Below are 15,119 nucleotides of genomic sequence, written 5' to 3' on the forward strand. Positions count from 1 at the left end.
AAATGAGGACAATACGCATTCTTTTATTAGTAGTAGCTATACCAATTTTGCTTATTGGGAATTCTGCTTCGGCACAAACAACTGTTAGTCCGAAAGCGCAGGATATCTATTTACAGGCAGTTAAAAGTTTAGAGAATAGGGATATCAATACCGGGCAGAATCTACTTGAACAAGTCGTTTCTTTAGATAGTACACATCTAAAAGCGAACCTTGATTTAATGCGTATTTATTTTGCTCAGCGCAATTATGATGGAGCAGAGAGTTTGGCGAAGCGACTTATCAAACTTCAGCCGGAGAATGAAAATAATTGGATAGCATTAGCCGATATTTATAAAGCTACCGAAAGCTACGATGAGCTCCTTAAGGTTTTTGATACACTTATTGAGTTAAAACCGGATAGTCCGGCATTTTATTATGATAAGGCCTTTACCTTATCACTCGCTGAGAAATTTGAAGCAGCATTGGATCTTTACAATCAGATTGAAAAGAAATTCGGTGTAGACGATCGACTTTTCGCGGCTCGGAAAGATATTTATATGCGTCAGGATAATACGAAAAAAGCAATTGCGGAGGCTAAAGCCTACCTTGCTTTTAAGCCGGAAGAAAGCAATCCGTATTTAATGATGGCAAATCTTTATTTGGATATTGGAGAACCGAAGGATGCCTTGAAAATACTTGATAAAGCCGAGAGCAAATTTCCCAATGAGGCTTATATCCCTCTTACGAAAGCAGATGCCTACCATAGCTTGGATATGAATGACGAGGTTTTTGTTGAGTTAAAGAAATCATTTGTAAATGAATCTTTACCTATTGCTGTTAAGATTCGTACTATTTATAATATACTTCAGGAATACGATGAGGCAACCTCATCGCGTATTGCGGTGGAATTAAGTAAAACGTTGGTTAAAAGCCACCCCCAGCAAGCAGACGCTCAAGCAGTATACGGCGATATCATGTTGCAATCGGGAAAATACGCGGAGGCGCATGCTGCTTTTATAAAGGCTTTGGGTCTTAATAAAACTTTAGACTTTATCTGGGAACAACTTCTGCAACTGGAGGTATCCATGAATAAATTGGAAGATGCGCAAAAGCATGGATTGGAAGCGGTTGACTTATTTCCGAATAATGCTATGATTCTTTTATATACTGGTTATGCTCATTTATTAGATCAAAAATATGCAGTGGCCCGGTCTTTTCTGGAAGAGGCTCTTAATAGGGCTAACCCGGATAACTCTAATTTGATGGTGCAAATTTACAGCAGCCTGGGAGATACATACCATGCACTTAAAATGGATGCTACTTCAAACGTTGCTTACGAAGAGGCTTTAAAATTAGATAGTAACAATACCTATGTGTTAAATAATTTTGCCTATTATTTAGCGTTAAGAAAAGAGGGCTTATCGAAAGCAGCTTCTATGTCAAAAAAGGCAAATGAGATTAACCCCGATAATGCGTCTTTTCAGGACACTTATGCCTGGGTTCTATTTCAACAGGAGAATTATAAGGAAGCTCTGGTTTGGATTGACAAGGCAATTAATTTAGCAGATGAACCCTCTTCTACTTTAATGGAGCATAAAGGTGATATCTTATATAAATTAGGAAATCAAAAAGAGGCATTGGATTTTTGGAAAAAAGCAGGGCAGTTTCCAGACGCAGAAAGTAACGAAAAACTTCATCAGAAAATAAAAGAAAAAACATATGTGGATTAATAAAAAGATAATAGCCGGAGTGATTTTGCTTTTATTTCTATCAGCTTGTTCTGCTAAACGCGTGGTGAGCACGTCGGGTGGGACGGTTAAGGAATTATCCAGAAATGCGAAAAAAGATTTACTTAGTGGTGTTGCGAATAGTGAACTGGTATTTAATACCTTTAGCACAAAGGCAAGAACACAGCTTTCTTTAGATAATAAAAGCTTTAATGCAACATTGAATATTCGCATTAAGCATAATGAGATAATTTGGATATCGGCAAATGTATTCTTAGGCATTGAGGCAGCTCGGATTATGATCACCCCTGATCGTATCCAGATTATTAATCGTTTGCAAGGAACATATGTAGACAAGCCTTTTGATTATATTTATAATTTTACGAGTAAGGAACTTAGTTTTGAAGAGCTTGAAAGCCTTTTTGTTGGTAATAGTATTAGCTTTTATAGCAATCCATTGAATACGTTTGTGGGTGTGGATAATCAGTTTAAAATTAGCGGAAATTTAGAAGATCTGGCATTTGAGATGGATCTGGGTGCTGATTATAATTTATTACAAACTAAGCTTTCAGAGAGTAACAAGAGTCAGACTTTACAATTCAGCTATCCAGATTATGCTAATATCCAGTCTCAGGCTATTCCAAGTACAGTTAATATTAATCTGAAGGCGCCCAAAATGGACATAGATGCAGCCATGAAATATGAAGATACAAACTTAGATCAAGATCTAAGTTTTCCCTTCTCTGTTCCGGAGCGCTATAAAAAAATATAAATGTTTAACTTCGTAGCCGATTAGACTAAATAGCTTTTAATATTTTGCTACAGAATATACCATTGAGAAGAATGAATTTGATTAGAACGATAGCGGGCATTGTTGTACTTCTAATGTTTGCCGGGACGAGTTACGGACAAACCAGTGCAGAGTTAAAGAAACAACGTGAACGTATTACTCAGGAAATCAACCTTCTTAATCAAAGTCTTAAAGCTACTTCCAGTAATAAAACTCTAACCCTAAAACAGGTTAATGCACTTAATACTCAAATTACTCTTCGGGAACGAAAAATAAGCACGATTAGCTCTGAAATGCGGTTGATTGATCGTCAGATACAAGAGAATACGCAAGAGATAAAGAAACTGGAGGATCAACTGGAGAAACTGAAGAAGGATTATGCGAGTATGATCCGCTTTGCATTTAGAAATAAGAATGGCTATAATAAGATGATGTTTATTTTTGCTTCAAAAGATTTTAATCAGGCTTATAAACGCGTTAAATATCTTCAGCAGTTCAGTGAATCAAGAAAGAACCAGGCGCAGGAAATAGAGAAAACGCAGAAAACTATTCAGAATAAAATAGCAGAGTTAGCTGCTAATAGAAAGGAAAAATTAGATCTATTAGATGAACAGGAAAAAGAGCGGAGTACGTTAAATGCTCAAAAGGCAGATAAATCGAAAGTTGTTAGTGGTTTTGCTAGTCAAGAGAAGCAGTATAAAGCTGAAATAACTAAAAAGCAACAGGAAGCTAGTCGTTTAGAAAGAGCTATTCAGGCTGCTATCCGAAAAGAAATAGAAGAAGAACAAAGACGGGCTGCAGAAGCTGCCAGATTGCTTGCTGAACAAGCAGCGAGAGATGAAGCTGCGCGCGCTAAGGCTGCAGGAGAACCTGCTAAGCCGGTAGCGGTAGCAAAACCTAAACCTGCGGCATCTACTTCAGCCTCCAGTGTTTTGTCGGCCACGCCGGAAGCCGCTAAACTATCTAATGAATTTATGGGTAATCGGGGAAGTTTACCTTGGCCTGTTGAACGTGGAACCATTACACAGGGCTTTGGCCAGCATACATACGGTGCGGGTGTGAAAATGGAGAATAATGGATTGAATATACGGACTAACAATGGTGCTGCTGTTCGGGCTGTTTTTGATGGGGAAGTACGGAGTGTTGTACAGATGATGGGCGCGGGTTATGCGGTAATCATTCGTCATGGTAAATACTTCTCTGTGTATTCTAACCTGAAATCGGTTTCTGTTACTAGAGGTCAAAAAGTTACTAGTAAACAGGCAATTGGAACTGCTGCTACAGATCCTGATGAAGGAACAACAGAAGTTCATTTTGAAATTTGGGAAGGTTCAGCGCCGATAAATCCAACTCCTTGGCTTGCACGTTTCTAAATTTTAATTGTATATTTGCCTACTTCAATAATTCTTTGAATATTAGAGGAATTAATAAGAGAAATTACCGTTTATAAAAAAGTACACATATGATAAGTACAACTTTAGGATTTTTAGGAGCTCAGGAGATGATTGTCATCGCACTGGCTTTATTGTTATTGTTTGGGGGTAGAAAAATCCCTGAATTAATGCGTGGTTTGGGTAAGGGAATTCGTGAGTTTAAAGACGCGCAGAACGAAGATCCTGAAGCAAAAGTAAAAGACGAACAGAAGTAATTCTATTTTGGAGACTTTATAATTTATATTATAAAGTCTCTTTTTTTTTGCTGTCGCCTTGGCTATTAGATTTATAATGGCCCTAATTTAATTATATCAGCACTTCTGTTTATACCTGTATTTCTAACAGGTATTCCTTTTATTTTTCTTGTGAATAATAATTAAGGTTGGCACTCGTTTAATAAGCGGTTGTTCTATTTCTTTTTTTTAAGATTGACCATTTCATAAACTGAACACATATAATATTGTTATGCTCTGTAAGCAAATTTTAGCCAGTGCGCTGTCTATACTTTTATGTATAACTACCTCTCTGAGCTTCGCAAAAGAACGAACGCACGCTAAGGATTCAACAAAAACGATAATTCTTAAAAGAACTGCACCACTTAATCGCATTGACACAATATCTTTATCTGCCCGTGAGAAAGAACTTGCATCTTCTCCAATAAGAGAAATTTTAAGAGATCAATTTTCTCCCCTGTTAAAGCAAATGGAAAAAGATCATAATGCAGATGTGGAAGCATATGTCAATAAGTATACCAATCCATCTTTTAGAGGGCATCTTTCCAAAATGAAGGGATTAGCAGCTTATTATTTCCCTATTTTTGAAAAGGTTTTTGGAGAAACGGGTGTTCCTCAGGCAATCAAATACCTTGCTATCATTGAATCCTCGTTAAATCCGCACGCCGTTTCACGTGTTGGCGCCACTGGTCCCTGGCAGTTTATGTATGCAACGGCAAAGGGTTATGGCTTAAAGATGAATTCGTATGTGGATGAACGTAAGGATCCATTTGAAGCTACTTATGCGGCGGCTAGCTATCTTAAAAAGGCGTTTGATGTTTATGGTGATTGGTTTCTGGCGATTGCTTCTTATAACTGCGGACAAGGAAATGTAAACAGGGCGATAAATCGAAGTGGAAAAACTAATCCTACCTTTTGGGATATTCAGCCTTATTTACCTACAGAAACCAGGAACTATATTCCTGCTTTTATTGCCATGACGTATGTGATGGAAAACCCTGATTTATACCCTATTGAGGCAAATTATGCCGAATTGCCAACGAGTATTGATGTTATTCTGGTAGATAGGAATTTTTCACTTTCTTCTATTGCTAAGGTATTGGAGATTGAAGCAGATGAACTATATCGATTGAATCCTTCTTATAAGAAGAAGATTATCCAGGCTGATAAATTGAACCCCAGCCGCTTAATTGTTCCGAAGGTTCAAAGTCAGGAATACAGCGAATTGTATAGTTTCCTTCAAGGAAATCCATCATCGAAGCCCGAGGCAGGCGCTCAAAAGGTTCAAAATGCGGAAATTTATGTTGTTAAAAAGGGTGATACATTAGACGCTATTACAAAACGCTTTAAAGGGTCGAGTGTTTCATCCTTAAAAGCAATGAACAACCTTAGAAGCAATGTAATTCAACCCGGAATGGCTCTGAAGGTACACGTTGATTAAGTGTTTTAAGATAAGTGTGCCACATCTTGCTCTGGTGTATCAGAAAAGATAACGGAAACATGCTCTTTTAAAACAGTTGATAGCTTAAGTCCGGCAAAATCACTATATACAGGATAATTGTGATGGCTTCTGTCAATCAAGACCGCTACTCTCATTTTCTTTAGTGGGACATTTAAAAATACGCTGAGTCCGTATGCTAATGTGCGTCCGCTATTTAATACGTCATCTACTAAGATTACTACTTTATCTTCCGCAATTGCAACGTCTTTATCGGTATTTGCTTTAAGAGAAGTGCTATCCTTGTCTAAGGAGATCTTAATTAAAGAGATATTTTGCTTGGAGATTTTCTTTAATTCACTGATAATACGTTCTGCGAAAATATATCCTCGATCGGCTATTCCTGCAAAAACAAGTTCCTTTTCTTCAATAGAGTCTTCCAGAATCTGGTAGGCAATCCTGATTGTTTTTTGTTCTATTTGTTCACTATTTAGGATAATAACTTCTTTTGACATATTTCAGTAGATTAGAAATAAATGTAATTATTTTTCTGATTAGCTAAAAACAGAATCTGTAAAAATAAAAAGCCCGGATGTATTGATCAATACATCCGGGCTTTTTATTTTGTAATTTAATCTACAGAAGAATCTGTATTTTCATCAGTAGAGGCTGTTAAAGCTCTTCCACCATTATAGTAGTAACGTTTCCAGTAGGCATCGTTTAAATCGCTTACCATTACTCCGCGACTTGAAGAAGCGTGAGCGAATTTATTATCACCGATATAAACTCCTACATGAGATATGTTTTTACTTCTGATTTTGAAGAAAACGAAATCTCCCGGTTGTAAGTTATTCTTGCTTACTTTATCTACGTTTGAATAGATATTGCGAGAGTTTGAACCAATGGATGTATTAAAAACCTGTTCATAAAGTTCTGCTGCAAAAGCTGAACAATCAATACCATTTTTAGTATTGCCACCCAAACGATAAGGGGTTCCTATCCAATCGTATATAAATTGATACATTTTACTATTGGTAGTTGAGCTGGCTGCCACACCCATTATTTGTGAAAAATAATCTTTTGCGAGATTGTCGGGATCGTTAGAAGTGGTTTTATTGGATGTTTGTGCATTGGCACTAAATAGGAAACAAAGAAGCATTATAGATGCTGCAAGTACCGTCTTTTTCATATACTTAATAAAATAAAACCTTTAAAAAATAGAATGCATTTATATACTGGTCGATTTATCTTTCAAAACTAACCGAAAAAGGTATTGCTTCCAAACAATTTAACATAAATTTAACTTTTTTCTATACACTCCTGTCTTAAATTCTATACACATCTGAAAATTAGACACCCCATATTATCATATTTCAAATCTATTGTTTAGATTTGCCTACCGCATTTAATATTTATTAATACGTCGAAATGAGTTCAATAGCGATTACAAAGGAAACCTATTTAGAGTGGTATAAATCTATGCTGCTTATGCGTAGATTCGAGGAAAAAACAGGTCAGCTATATGGCCAACAAAAAATAAGAGGATTCTGCCATCTATATATCGGTCAGGAGGCCGTAGTGGCAGGCGCAATGTCTGTTATACGTCCCGAAGATTCAATGCTTACTACTTACCGCGATCATGCACATGCAATAGCAAAAGGAATGAGTCCTAATGCGGCAATGGCAGAGCTTTATGGTAAAGTTACCGGTTGTTCTAAAGGTAAAGGGGGCTCTATGCACTTCTTTAGTAAAGAGCATAATTTTATGGGAGGTCATGGTATTGTTGGTGGCCAGATTCCTTTAGGAGCAGGTATAGCTTTTGCTGAAAAATATAATGGTACAGACAACGTTTGTATCTGTTATATGGGCGACGGTGCTGTACGTCAAGGGGCTTTCAATGAAACATTAAATATGGCGATGCTTTGGAAATTGCCTGTTATCTTTGTTTGCGAGAACAATGGTTATGCCATGGGTACTTCTGTTAAGCGTACTACCAATCAGGTAGATATCTATAAAATGGGATTTGCATTTGATATGCCAAGTGCTCCTGTTGATGGAATGGACGTTGTTGCTGTACATAATGCAATGGATGAAGCTGTTTCTCGTGCACGAAAGGGAGATGGACCAACCTTCTTAGAGATTCGTACTTATCGTTATAAAGGACATTCTATGTCTGATCCGGCAAAATATCGTACGAAAGAAGAATTGGAAGATTATAAAGGCCGTGATCCTATTATTAACGTAAAAGAGATTATTCGTAAAAAGAAATATGCAACTGATAAATGGTTTGAAGAGGTTGACAATGATGTCAAACAAATCGTTGCAGAAGCTGTTAAGTTTGCGGAAGACTCTCCTTATCCTGAGGTAGAAGAACTTTACAAGGATGTGTATGTACAAACTGATTATCCGTACATTCATAATTAATATTTAATATATTTAAAGACACTCAAATAGAATAGAATGGCTGAAGTAGTTCGAATGCCTAAAATGAGCGATACCATGACAGAAGGTGTTATCGCAAAATGGCATAAAAAAGTTGGCGATAAAATAAGTTCAGGCGATGTTATTGCAGAGGTGGAAACCGATAAAGCAACGATGGATTTTGAATCGTATCAAGACGGAATACTGCTATATATTGGTCCAAAAGAGGGCGAAGCAGTTCCTGTTGATGCAGTTATTGCAGTATTGGGAGAACAGGGCGAAGATTACAAAGCATTATTAGAAGATAGTAAAAAGGAAGATACAGGATCAGATAAGAAGGAAGAATCGGAGACTTTTTCGGATTCTAAAGAATCTGATTCGGATGACATCTCTGATTCAGATAGCGATGTAACCGCTGATGATTTAGGTGTTACGGTAATTACTATGCCTCTTTTGAGCGATACGATGACTGAAGGCGTGATAGCTGAATGGAATTTTAAAGTAGGCGATGAAATTAAGAGTGACGATGCAATAGCTGATGTTGAAACAGATAAAGCAACAATGGAAGTTACTGCTTATGCAGACGGTACATTATTGTATATTGGTTTAGAAAAGGGAGAAGCTGCAAAAGTAAATGATATTATTGCGATCGTTGGTCCTAAAGGAACGGATATCACTCCATTGTTGAATAAAAAGAATAAACCAAGTTCAGAGGCCAAGGCTGCTGAAGTAAAAGATGCTCCTAAAGAGGATAATAGCTCTGTCAAAGCAGAAAGCTCTGAAGAGAGGGTTGATAGTGACGACTCTAGAGTGAAAGCTTCACCTTTAGCTAAGAAATTGGCTAAAGAAAAGGGAATTAAATTAAGCGATGTGAAAGGATCAGCAGAGGGTGGAAGAATCGTTAAGAAAGATATCGAAGATTACAAACCAGCAGAGAAGGCAGCGAGCGCTTCACCAGCAGTGGGAGCAACTAGCGAAAAAACAATCAGTATTCCTCAGTATATTGGAGAAGAGCGTTATACTGAGAAGCCTGTTACGCAAATGCGTAAAACAATTGCTAAGAGGTTATCAGAAAGCTTATTTACGGCTCCGCACTTCTATTTAACTATGAAAATAGATATGGATAGTGCCATGAGCGCAAGAGCTAAAATCAATGAAATTGCTCCTGTTAAGGTATCCTTTAATGACCTGGTTGTAAAAGCAGTGGCTGTTGCCTTAAAACAACATCCAAATGTTAACTCTTCTTGGTTAGGAGATAAAATAAGATATAACGAGCATGTTAATATCGGTGTTGCTATTGCGGTTGACGAAGGATTATTAGTACCGGTTGTACGTTTCGCAGACGGTAAATCGTTGTCTCATATCTCTGCCGAGGTTAAGGATTTTGCACAACGTGCGAAAGCTAAAAAACTACAGCCATCGGATTGGGAAGGTTCAACCTTTACAATTTCAAACTTAGGGATGTTTGGAATAGATGAATTTACAGCAATCATTAATTCTCCTGATGCATGTATTTTAGCTGTAGGTGGTATTCAACAGGTACCGGTTGTTAAAAACGGCACTATTGTACCAGGCAACATTATGAAAGTAACTTTAAGTTGTGATCATAGAGTTGTAGATGGTGCTACCGGAGCAGCCTTCTTACAAACGTTGAAAAATCTATTAGAAGAGCCTGTACGACTATTAGTATAGATCAATAATATTATATAAAAGAGGAAAGGCTAATCTAATTTAGATAGCCTTTCCTCTTTTATATAATATTATATTTAAAGTGTTTTTGTCAATTCTCCTCTTAAGCTTATTTCTGCCCAATGAGCCACTTCTGCCTGACTTTCATATCGTCCTTGTAAATGCATTAGTTTTGTAACAGCAGCTTCAAAAGTCATATCGTAACCACTTAGTACACCCATATCTTTTAGCCATTTACTGGTTTCGTATCTTCCCAACTCAACTGACCCAACCCTGCATTGAGAAATATTAAGGATATTCTTACCATTCTTTAATGCGTCTCTTAACATATCTAAAAACCAGGTATCAGTGGTTGTATTGCCTGATCCAAAAGTTTCCATAATGATAGAGCGTGCATCAGACTCCAGGATACTTTTGACCACCTTTTGGTTGATACCAGGATATAGTTTTAGTACTGAAATCGAGTTATCTAATTGAGTGTGCAGAATAAATTCCTGTCCACTATTATCTTGTAAGGCAGCTTCATTATATCTTAAATGCACGCCTGCTTCTACCAACACCGGATAATTAGGTGAGCGAAAGGCTTCGAATTTCGCAGAATTGTATTTAAATGAACGGTTTCCACGATATAGCTGGCTATCGAAGTAAATGCCAACTTCGTGTACTAAAGAGCGGTCTTTCTTCTTTGCAGAAGCTATTTCTAAAGCTGTGATTAAATTTTCTCTGGCATCGGTACGAACACTTCCTATTGGTAATTGAGATCCTGAAAATATAACCGGCTTTTGTAAACCTTCAAGCATAAAGCTTAAAGCAGCCGCAGAGAAGGCCATGGTATCCGAACCATGTAAGATTACAAAGCCATCGTGGTCTTCATAGTTTTCTTTTACGATCTCAGCCATTTTAAGCCAGATAGCTGGTGTCATATTAGATGAGTCAATAATTGGTGTAAAAGAGCAAACAGTAAGCTTATAATTGAGCCTGTTTAATTCCGGTACATTCTTGCTTATTAAATCAAAATCAAATGGAACGAATGAGTCGGTCTCTTCATCCATCACCATCCCTATGGTGCCACCTGTATATATTACAAATATATTTTTCATCAGTATAATTTGTTTTCACTTAGCGATGAAAGAAATCGCTTCGCAGAACTTAGCATCGTTGTTAGCCCTATAAACTATTGATGGTTTCATTAGAAAGTAAGTTTTGCGAATTCCGAAGTTAGTAAAGAAGATCAGACTCCGAAAATATTTACTGAGTTTTGTGTCGTAATAGAAGCGAGTTCTTCAAGCGATATGTGATAAAGGTCAGCAACTTTTTCCGCAACATATTTCAAATAGCTACTTTCATTATTTTTTCCACGAAAAGGAACGGGAGCTAAATAAGGAGCATCTGTTTCGAGCACAATATGTTGGGAGTCTATTTCTTTCACAACTTTATCCAAGCCAGCATTTTTGAAAGTAACTACTCCACCAATTCCTAAATAAAAACCATAATCAATAGCTTTCTTTGCTTGCTCCAGATTTCCGGTAAAGCAGTGGAAAATACCCCTTAACTTATTATCATTGAGATCTTCTAAAAGTTCAAATAGTTCGTCAAATGCCTCACGGCAATGGATCACAATGGGTAAATCAAGATCTTTTGCCCATTGCACCTGAACTTTAAAAGCTTCTTGCTGAAAAGGCAATGTACTCTTATCCCAATGTAGGTCCAATCCTATTTCGCCTATCGCGTAAATTTTCGTGTCATCAATTGCTTGCTTAAGTTCATTAAGTACCGAATTGAAATCATCTTGCACACTGCAAGGATGCAGTCCCAACATCGGAAAGCAGTTACTGGGATAAGCCGCAACGGTTTCCTTTATTAAATCAACCGATTTCAAATCTACATTGGGTAAGAAAAGTCGGTCAATTCCACTAGCTAAACAGCGTTCCATTTGCAAGGCCAGTTCAGGAGATCCTGCCTGATAGTAAATATGCGTATGCGTATCTGTTAATTTCATTTTATAGGTAAAAAAAAAGCGCCTTTCAATTTGAAGGCGCTTCTAATATCAATTAGTTTGTTGGTGTCTCAGCTTTTTGAGGCGTTACTTTAACAACTTCTATTTCGAAAGCGAGCGGTGTATAAGGGGCTATTGCTCCCATTGCTCCTTGTTCTCCGTAAGCTAATTTAGAAGGAACGATTAATTTAGCTTTAGTGCCTTCTGGAAGTAGTTGCATAGCTTCATCCCATCCAGGAATAACTGCTCCTAATCCAACCGGAATTGTGATAGGCTCATAAGGACGTTGAGGATTGTAAACATTACCACCTTCTTTCTTAGCTACTTCTTCAATACTTGTATCAAAAACCTTTTTTGTACCTGTGATAAAATGGCCTGTATAATTTACAGTAATAGAATCTCCAACCTTTGCCAAAGGACCGGTACCTTCTTTTTCAATTACATAGCGAAGTCCAGATGCTGTAGTTTTAGCTGATAAATCTTCTTTTTTAATGTAATTATCAATTATTCCAGCTTCAGCGTTTTTAATTTTTTCTTCCTCAGCAACAATGTATTTTTCTACTTCTGCTTGAAAAAGACTATCCGTTAATTCACCTTTAGGAATAACGTGGTTGATTTTAAAGGTGTATACTAAAAATTTAGAATCGATGCCTTCTGGTTTAGGTAAGCCTCTTGCAACCATACTATCAATATTAAATTTAAAGACTGCACTATCACCACTACCTAATTTTAATAAGGCAGATGTAATATCTCCAGGATAGTTAGGCGCCTGTGCTGTCATATAAGTTGGTTGTCCGGTTTCATATGTGCTCATTAGCAATGAATCTCCATCGGTCTTTATAATAGCTCCGATAGATACGAAATCTCCTTCTTTGATTTTGGGTTGCCCATTATCAGTAATAATTTTATATTGCATACCACCTTCTCCCTCTTGGAATTGCGAACATGCAGTAAGACCTAGCATTGCTAAACCTAAAACAATAATTGATTTTTTCATTTTCCTTTTTAGAATTTATTTAGTTAAAAGATTTTTATATTCTGGTAATATAGATTTAAACGTTGCTACTACTTCTGATAAGGATTTTTTAGAATGTCCTCCGGCAGCGTTTTTATGTCCGCCACCTTCAAAATATCGACTGCAGATTTCATTACATGGAATGTCTCCCACCGATCGTAAAGATAATTTGATTCGTTCTGTTCTATCAATGATTAATGCTGCCAATCTGATTCCGCTTACTGATAGGGCATAATTAACCAATCCCTCTGTATCTCCGGTTGTTATATTAAACTGTTTCAGATCCTCTGCTTCTATTGCAAATATAGCTGCATTATATTCAGGGATTACTTCTAATCGATTTAAAAGACAGAAGCCAAGAAATTTTAATCGGCTCTCAGTAGAACTATTAAAAACATATTCATGTATTTTCCAGTTCTGAGCACCCAGAGTAATTAAGTCGGCTATTATTCGATGTACTTCGGCTGTGGTTGATGGAAAACGAAATGAACCTGTATCAGTCATTATTCCTGTATACAAAGAAGTTGCTATCTCGGCAGATATTCCCTGGCGGTCATCCATATGATTTACAATGAAATCATATACTAATTGCGCAGTTGCGGCTGCCTTATAATCCCATAGCCGCACATCGTCGAAATCTTCTGGACCGATATGATGATCGATCATCACTTTTAATGCTGTCGATTTACGAACAACAGCCTCCATTGGTTGAATGCGAGATAAATGATTAAAGTCAAGGCAAAAGATAATATCTGCTTCTTCAATCTGTTTGTCTGATTTCTCTTGATGAGATGTATAGATAATGGCATCTTCCTGGCCGGGCATCCATGACAAAAATGATGGATAATCAGACGGGACAATCAGTGTTACTTCATGCCCGTATTTTATTAACCAATGATATAAAGCCAACGACGAACCCAAAGCATCACCATCTGGTTTATAGTGAGTTGTAATTACAATCTTTTGCTGTTCAGCGAGTTTTTTCTTTAGGTCGTTTAACAATAGCATGTACTTAATTAAAGATAGCAAAGCTATAAAAATTTATCTATAAACCTATCGAACAATTTAAGTCTTTAGCGTTGCATAATTTGTTGCTTTTTATTTTATGAACTGATCAAATGCTTCAGTGGATTAGCCATTAAAATTAAAATCGTATTTTTGCAAAAAAAAACATACATGGCAACAAATAGAACTTTTACAATGATTAAGCCTGATGCTGTAAGCAACGGGCATATTGGAGCAATTTTAAACGATATTACAAGCGCAGGCTTTAAAATTATCGCAATGAAATACACCCATCTTTCAGGCGAGACAGCAGGTGCTTTTTATGAAGTTCATAAAGAAAGACCTTTTTATACTGATTTGGTGAATTTTATGAGCTCAGGTCCCATTGTTGCAGCAATCCTGGAAAAAGAAAATGCTGTTGAAGATTTCAGAAAACTGATTGGTGCAACTAATCCTGCTGATGCAGCTGAAGGCACTATCCGTAATAAATATGCTCAATCCATTGAAGCCAATGCGGTACATGGATCGGATTCAGATGAGAATGCTCAGATAGAAGGTAACTTCTACTTTTCTCAACTAGAAAGGTTTTAATAAGAAACTCTAATCATAAGAATAGCTATACAAAAAAAGCCTCTTGAATATTTCAAGAGGCTTTTTTTGTATAGCTATTTGTTTTATTGTAAAGCTTTCAGGTATTGTTTAATGGTGCTTTCTAAACCCATATAAAGAGCATCGGCTATTAACGCATGGCCAATACTTACCTCTAATAAATTGGGAATGCTTTGTGCAAAATGAGACAGATTGTTTAAATCCAGATCATGTCCTGCGTTGATACCTAAACCAAGCTTTTGAGCAGCATGCGCTGCTTCTAAATATGGTTTAAGCGCACTTTTAGGGTCCTTTTTGAAATCTGTTGCATAATCTTCTGTATACAGTTCAATCCGGTCAGTACCAGTATCAGCTGCACCTTCAACCATTCTTATATCGGGATCTACAAAGATCGAGACACGGATACCTGCATCTTGAAATACAGCAACCATTTCTTTAAGATAGTCCTGGTTCTTAATAGTGTCCCAGCCATGGTTTGAAGTGATCTGACCTAATTCATCCGGAACCAATGTTACCTGTGCCGGCGAGTTTGCTAATACCAGATCAACAAACTTTTGTTCACGGCAGTTTCCTTCAATATTAAATTCTACTTGAATGTTCTTTTTAATATCGAATACATCCTGATATCGAATATGTCTTTCATCAGGTCTTGGATGAACAGTGATCCCTTGTGCTCCAAATCGTTCACAGGCTAAAGCAGCATCTAATACATTCGGTATCTGACCACCCCGAGAATTTCTTAAAGTGGCTATTTTATTAATATTTACAGAAAGCTTTGTGATCA

The 15,119-nt window shown here is 37.0% G+C and carries 15 protein-coding genes; 8 read left to right on the plus strand and 7 right to left on the minus strand.

The genetic code is table 11. The features are described 5' to 3' along the window. The first annotated feature begins 2 nt into the window (after positions 1-2). The 5 genes from VL047_RS12145 (at position 3) to VL047_RS12165 (ending at position 5,603) form a co-directional block, all read left to right on the plus strand. Positions 3-1,709 carry a tetratricopeptide repeat protein gene (locus VL047_RS12145; RefSeq protein ID WP_325360929.1) on the plus strand — a complete coding sequence of 569 codons (1,707 nt, stop codon included), beginning with the start codon at positions 3-5 and terminating at the stop codon, positions 1,707-1,709. Beyond that, complete coding sequence (locus VL047_RS12150; RefSeq protein ID WP_325360931.1) at positions 1,699-2,478, plus strand: DUF4292 domain-containing protein; 780 nt, start codon at positions 1,699-1,701, stop codon at positions 2,476-2,478. The genes VL047_RS12145 and VL047_RS12150 overlap by 11 nt, the downstream gene beginning before the upstream one ends. Before the next feature lie 71 nt (positions 2,479-2,549). Beyond that, the gene (locus VL047_RS12155; RefSeq protein WP_325360933.1) at positions 2,550-3,869 is read left to right on the plus strand and encodes a murein hydrolase activator EnvC family protein; all 1,320 of its coding nucleotides are present in this window, start codon (positions 2,550-2,552) and stop codon (positions 3,867-3,869) included. Positions 3,870-3,958: 89 nt separating this feature from the next. Beyond that, positions 3,959-4,144 (plus strand): twin-arginine translocase TatA/TatE family subunit, encoded by a 186-nt coding sequence (gene tatA / locus VL047_RS12160; RefSeq protein ID WP_325360935.1) that lies wholly within the window; start codon positions 3,959-3,961, stop codon positions 4,142-4,144. A gap of 250 nt (positions 4,145-4,394) precedes the next feature. Next, positions 4,395-5,603, plus strand: a complete 1,209-nt coding sequence (locus VL047_RS12165; RefSeq protein WP_325360936.1) for a lytic transglycosylase domain-containing protein — start codon at positions 4,395-4,397, stop codon at positions 5,601-5,603. A 5-nt stretch (positions 5,604-5,608) separates the two neighbouring features. On the opposite strand, the gene VL047_RS12170 is transcribed toward VL047_RS12165, so the two are convergent. Then, positions 5,609-6,115, minus strand: coding sequence for a phosphoribosyltransferase family protein (locus VL047_RS12170; protein WP_325360938.1), 507 nt, complete (start codon positions 6,113-6,115; stop codon positions 5,609-5,611). Between the two features lie 116 nt (positions 6,116-6,231). After that, a complete protein-coding gene (locus VL047_RS12175) occupies positions 6,232-6,789 on the minus strand; it encodes a C40 family peptidase (RefSeq protein WP_325360940.1) in 558 nt (185 codons plus the stop codon). A 239-nt stretch (positions 6,790-7,028) separates the two neighbouring features. Between VL047_RS12175 and pdhA the strand changes: the two genes are divergently transcribed. After that, complete coding sequence (pdhA, locus tag VL047_RS12180) at positions 7,029-8,024, plus strand: pyruvate dehydrogenase (acetyl-transferring) E1 component subunit alpha (RefSeq protein ID WP_325360941.1); 996 nt, start codon at positions 7,029-7,031, stop codon at positions 8,022-8,024. 36 nt (positions 8,025-8,060) lie between these two features. Further along, positions 8,061-9,713 (plus strand): pyruvate dehydrogenase complex dihydrolipoamide acetyltransferase, encoded by a 1,653-nt coding sequence (locus VL047_RS12185; protein WP_325360943.1) that lies wholly within the window; start codon positions 8,061-8,063, stop codon positions 9,711-9,713. Between the two features lie 74 nt (positions 9,714-9,787). Here VL047_RS12185 and VL047_RS12190 read toward each other — a convergent pair whose 3' ends face one another. The 4 genes from VL047_RS12190 to VL047_RS12205 all read right to left on the minus strand — a co-directional run bounded on the left by VL047_RS12190 (position 9,788) and on the right by VL047_RS12205 (position 13,729). Beyond that, positions 9,788-10,810, minus strand: coding sequence for a type I asparaginase (locus VL047_RS12190; RefSeq protein ID WP_325360945.1), 1,023 nt, complete (start codon positions 10,808-10,810; stop codon positions 9,788-9,790). A 131-nt stretch (positions 10,811-10,941) separates the two neighbouring features. Next, positions 10,942-11,709, minus strand: coding sequence for a TatD family hydrolase (locus VL047_RS12195; protein WP_325360947.1), 768 nt, complete (start codon positions 11,707-11,709; stop codon positions 10,942-10,944). A gap of 52 nt (positions 11,710-11,761) precedes the next feature. Next, complete coding sequence (locus VL047_RS12200) at positions 11,762-12,703, minus strand: FKBP-type peptidyl-prolyl cis-trans isomerase (protein WP_325360949.1); 942 nt, start codon at positions 12,701-12,703, stop codon at positions 11,762-11,764. Between the two features lie 15 nt (positions 12,704-12,718). After that, positions 12,719-13,729 carry a DHH family phosphoesterase gene (locus VL047_RS12205; RefSeq protein WP_325360951.1) on the minus strand — a complete coding sequence of 337 codons (1,011 nt, stop codon included), beginning with the start codon at positions 13,727-13,729 and terminating at the stop codon, positions 12,719-12,721. Between the two features lie 168 nt (positions 13,730-13,897). Here VL047_RS12205 and VL047_RS12210 point away from each other — a divergent pair, with 168 nt between their 5' ends. Further along, complete coding sequence (locus VL047_RS12210) at positions 13,898-14,317, plus strand: nucleoside-diphosphate kinase (protein WP_325360952.1); 420 nt, start codon at positions 13,898-13,900, stop codon at positions 14,315-14,317. An 83-nt stretch (positions 14,318-14,400) separates the two neighbouring features. On the opposite strand, the gene VL047_RS12215 is transcribed toward VL047_RS12210, so the two are convergent. Next, a complete protein-coding gene (locus VL047_RS12215; protein WP_325361280.1) occupies positions 14,401-15,117 on the minus strand; it encodes a pyridoxine 5'-phosphate synthase in 717 nt (238 codons plus the stop codon). Between the last annotated feature and the right edge of the window lie 2 nt (positions 15,118-15,119).

Origin of the sequence: Albibacterium sp. (assembly GCF_035514885.1) — a bacterium.
Taxonomy (GTDB): Bacteria; Bacteroidota; Bacteroidia; order Sphingobacteriales; family Sphingobacteriaceae; genus Albibacterium.